Origin of the sequence: Streptomyces sp. NPDC005899, assembly GCF_040629645.1 — a bacterium.
In the GTDB taxonomy this organism is placed as follows: Bacteria; Actinomycetota; Actinomycetes; order Streptomycetales; family Streptomycetaceae; genus Streptomyces.
Window position 1 is genome coordinate 1 of the sequence record NZ_JBEXWB010000483.1, and the last position, 3,754, is coordinate 3,754.

Sequence of the window (3,754 nt, forward strand, 5' to 3'; positions counted from 1 at the left end):
GCGGGACGTAGGCACCGGCCGCGCGGACGGTCCCGAGGGACACGGACACCACGGCGGGCGACCGGGTGAGCAGCACGCCGACCCCGCACTCGGGGCCGGCGCCGAGCCCGGCCAGGGTGCGGGCGATGCCGGCGGAGAGCTCGTCGAGTTCCCCGTACGTGAGGGTGGTGGTGCCTTCGGTGACGGCCGGGGCGGCCGGTGTGCGGCGCGCCTGCGCCCGGAAGCGCGCGGGCAGGGTCGTGCCCGTCGAGTCCGCGGGCAGGGGACGGCCGGTGCCCCAGCGCGTGACACGGGCGTGCTCGTCCGGGGCCATCAGGCCGTAACCCGCCAGAGGCAGGCCGGGGTCGGTGGCCACCTGCTCCAGGAGGCGGACCAGACGGGTGGCGAGGGCCTCGACGGTGTCCCGGTCGAAGAGGGCGGTGGCGTACTCGATCCCCGCGGTCAGGCCGCCGCCCGCCCGCGCCTCCGGCCGCTCCCCGTGCCCTTCCCGGGACGGCTCCTCGGACCGCTCCTCGGCGAAGGCGAAGGTGAGGTCGAACTTGCTCAGGCCGTTGTGCACCAGCCGGTCCTGGACGGTGAGCCCCGGGAGGTCCGAGCGGACGCCCTCCTGGTTCTGCAGGACCAGCATGGTCTGGAACAGCGGATGGTGGTTGCGCGCCCTGACGGGGTTGACGCTCTCGACGAGACGCTCGAAGGGCACGTCCTGATGGGCGTACGCGGACAGGTCGAACTCCCGCACACGCACCAGCAGTTCGCGGAAGGTGGGGTTGCCGGACAGGTCCGTCCGCAGGACGAGCGTGTTGACGAAGAAGCCGACCAGGTCCTCCAGTGCCTCGTCCGGCCGGCCGGCGACGGGTGAGCCGAGCGGGATGTCGTCACCGCCGCCGTGCCGGTGCAGCAGGGTGGCGACCGCCGCCTGGAGCACCATGAACAGGCTGCTGCCCGACTCCGCGGCGAGACGGAGGAGGCGGGTGTGCAGGCTGGGCGGCACGTCGAAGGTGTGGACCGCCCCCCTCGGGTCGGCCGTGACCGGCCGGGGGCGGTCCAGCGGCAGGTCGATCAGGCCGGGCAGGCCCGCCAGGGCGGTGTGCCAGTGGTCGAGTTGCTCGCGCAGGAGGCTCCGCGGCGCGACGCCGTCGCCCAGCACCGCGTGCTGCCACAGGGTGTAGTCGGCGTACTGGAGCGGGGTGCCGGCCGGCTGCCCTGGTGCCCGCCCCGCCAGCCTGGCCCGGTAGGCGTCGCCGAGGTGGCGGGCGAGCGGGGCGAGCGACCAGCCGTCGGCCGCGATGTGGTGCAGGACGAGCACCAGGACGTGGTGGCCGGGGGCGGCGCGCAGCAGCAGGGCGCGCAGCGGCGGGTCCGTCACGACGTCGAAGGGCTCGCGCACGGCGGCCAGGACCGCGTCCTCCAGATCGGCGGGCGCCACGGCCACGACGGGCGGACGGGGTGCGGCGACGGCGGCGGGGAGCACCACCTGGTGCGGGACGCCGTCCCGCTCGGGGAAGACGGTGCGCAGCGCCTCGTGCCGCTCCACGACGTCGAGCAGGGCGTCGCGCAGGGCCTCGGTGTCGAGATCGCCGTCCATCTCGAGGACGAGCGGGATGTTGTAGGTGGAACTGGGGCCCTCGAGCCGGTTGAGGAACCACAGGCGCTGCTGCGCGAAGGACAGCGGCAGCGGGTCGGGCCGCTGCGCGACGGGCACGACCGGTGGCCGGGCCGGTCCCGGTGTGCCGAGGACGCGGGCCAGGCCGGCGACGGTCGGGTGCTCGAAGAGGGTGCGGACGGCGATCTCCGCGCCCAGGACGGCGCGGACCCTGCTGACGACGCGCATGGCGAGGAGCGAGTGCCCGCCGAGGTCGAAGAAGCTGTCGTGGGGGCCCACCACGGGACGGTCCAGGACGTCCGCGAAGATGCCGGCGAGCACGTCCTCCGGGAAGCTGACGCCCCCCGGCCCGGCCGCGGCGCCGGCGCTCGTCCCGGGTGCGGGCAGGGCACGCCGGTCCACCTTGCCGTTGGGCAGCAGCGGGATGCCGTCCAGGACGACGACGGCACCGGGCACCATGTAGTGGGGCAGGCTCTCGGCGAGCCGGTCACGCAGCACGGCGGGGCGCGGCGCCGGATCCTCCGTGACGGCGTAGGCGACGAGCGCCCGCCGGCCGGGTACGTCCTCGCGGATCACGGCGCAGGCGGCCCTGACGCCCGGGCTCGCCAGGAGCGCGGCCTCGACCTCGCCCAACTCGATCCGGAAGCCGCGGAGTTTGACCTGGTCGTCGGCGCGGGCCACGTAGTCGAGCAGGCCGTTCCCGTTCCACCGTACGAGGTCGCCCGTGCGGTACATGCGCGCCCCGGCGGCGCCGAACGGGTCCGCCACGAAGCGTGCCGCGGTCAGGCCCCTGCGGTCCAGGTAGCCACGGGCGAGGTTGGGGCCCGCGAGGTACAGCTCACCGGTGACACCGGGGGGCACGGGCCGCAGCCGGCCGTCGAGGACGTAGGCGCGCATGGAGTCGACGGGAAGGCCGATGGGCACGGTGTCGGACGGCGTGCGGGCGTCCCCGGGCCCGCCGCTCCCGGGGGCGGCCTCCTGGCCCACGGCACGGTGGGCGGTCGCGTCGATGGTCGCCTCGGTCGGCCCGTAGAGGTTGTGCACCTCGGCGCGCCACTGCGCGGCGACGTCGACGGCGAGGGCGCGCGGGAGCGGTTCGCCGCCGCACAGGACGGCGCGCAGGGCGGGAAGCGGCGCGGCCTGCGCGGCCTCGGTGAGGACGAGAGCCAGGTGGGAGGGCACGAACTGGGCGACGGTGACACCGAATCGGCTCATCCAGGAGACGAGCGCGCGGGGCTCCCGGTTGGCGTCCTGGGGGAGCACGCAGACCTCGGCGCCGTTCATCAGCGGGAGCCACAGCTCCCACACGGAGGCGTCGAAGCTGGTGGAGGTGCGGGCGAGGACCCTGTCACCGGGGCTGATGGCCAGGTACCGGGCCATCCAGGCCATGTGGTTGGCCAGGGCGGCGTGCGGTACGACGACGCCCTTGGGGCGGCCCGTGGAGCCGGAGGTGTGGATGACGTACGCGGGTTCGGCGGGGTGGGGGGTGTCCGCAAGGCGCGGGGCGTGCCCCGCGGGGTGGGCCGCCGGGTCGTCGAGGGCGAGCCACGGTATGCCGTCGGCGGGCAGGGAGGCGTGGATGTCCGGGGTGCTGAGCAGCAGGACGGGGCGGGCGTCCTCCAGCATGTGCCGGATGCGGGCGGGCGGGTACTGCGGGTCGACGGGCAGGTAGGCGGCACCCGCCCGCAGGACGGCCAGCATGGCGACGACGGTGTCCGCGCACGGGGGCGCGGCGAGTGCCACCAGTTCCTCGCGTCGCGCGCCGCGCTCGCGCAGGACGTGGGCGAGCGCGTCGGCGCGGGCGTCGAGCTCGGCGTAGGTGAGGCTCGTGTGTTCGTCGCGGACGGCGACGGCGTGGGGCGTGCGCGTGGCCCACGCCCGTACCGCTTCGGGGGCGGTGCGGGTGGGCGGCGGCACCTCCACCCCGCGCCCCAGGTCCAGGAGACGGGTCCGCTCGCTCCGGGTGAGGGGGTCGAGGTCGCCGATCGCCCGGTCCGGGTCGGTCACGGCCAGGGTGAGCACGCGCGCGAAGCGGGCGCACAGTGCGCGGGCGGTCGCGGCGTCGAAGAGGTCGGTGGCGTATTCCAGGTAGCCGCCGATGCCGCCGGCACCGGCGGGCGTGCCCACGGGCGTGCGCTCGGCCGGGGCGGC

At 75.9% G+C, this 3,754-nt stretch carries 1 protein-coding gene; it reads right to left on the reverse strand.

Translation table 11 applies throughout. The features are described from left to right. The coding region (locus ABZ371_RS30240) for an amino acid adenylation domain-containing protein (RefSeq protein WP_358685590.1) at positions 1 to 3,730 on the reverse strand (3,730 nt) is incomplete at its 3' end. Positions 3,731 to 3,754 lie beyond the last annotated feature (24 nt).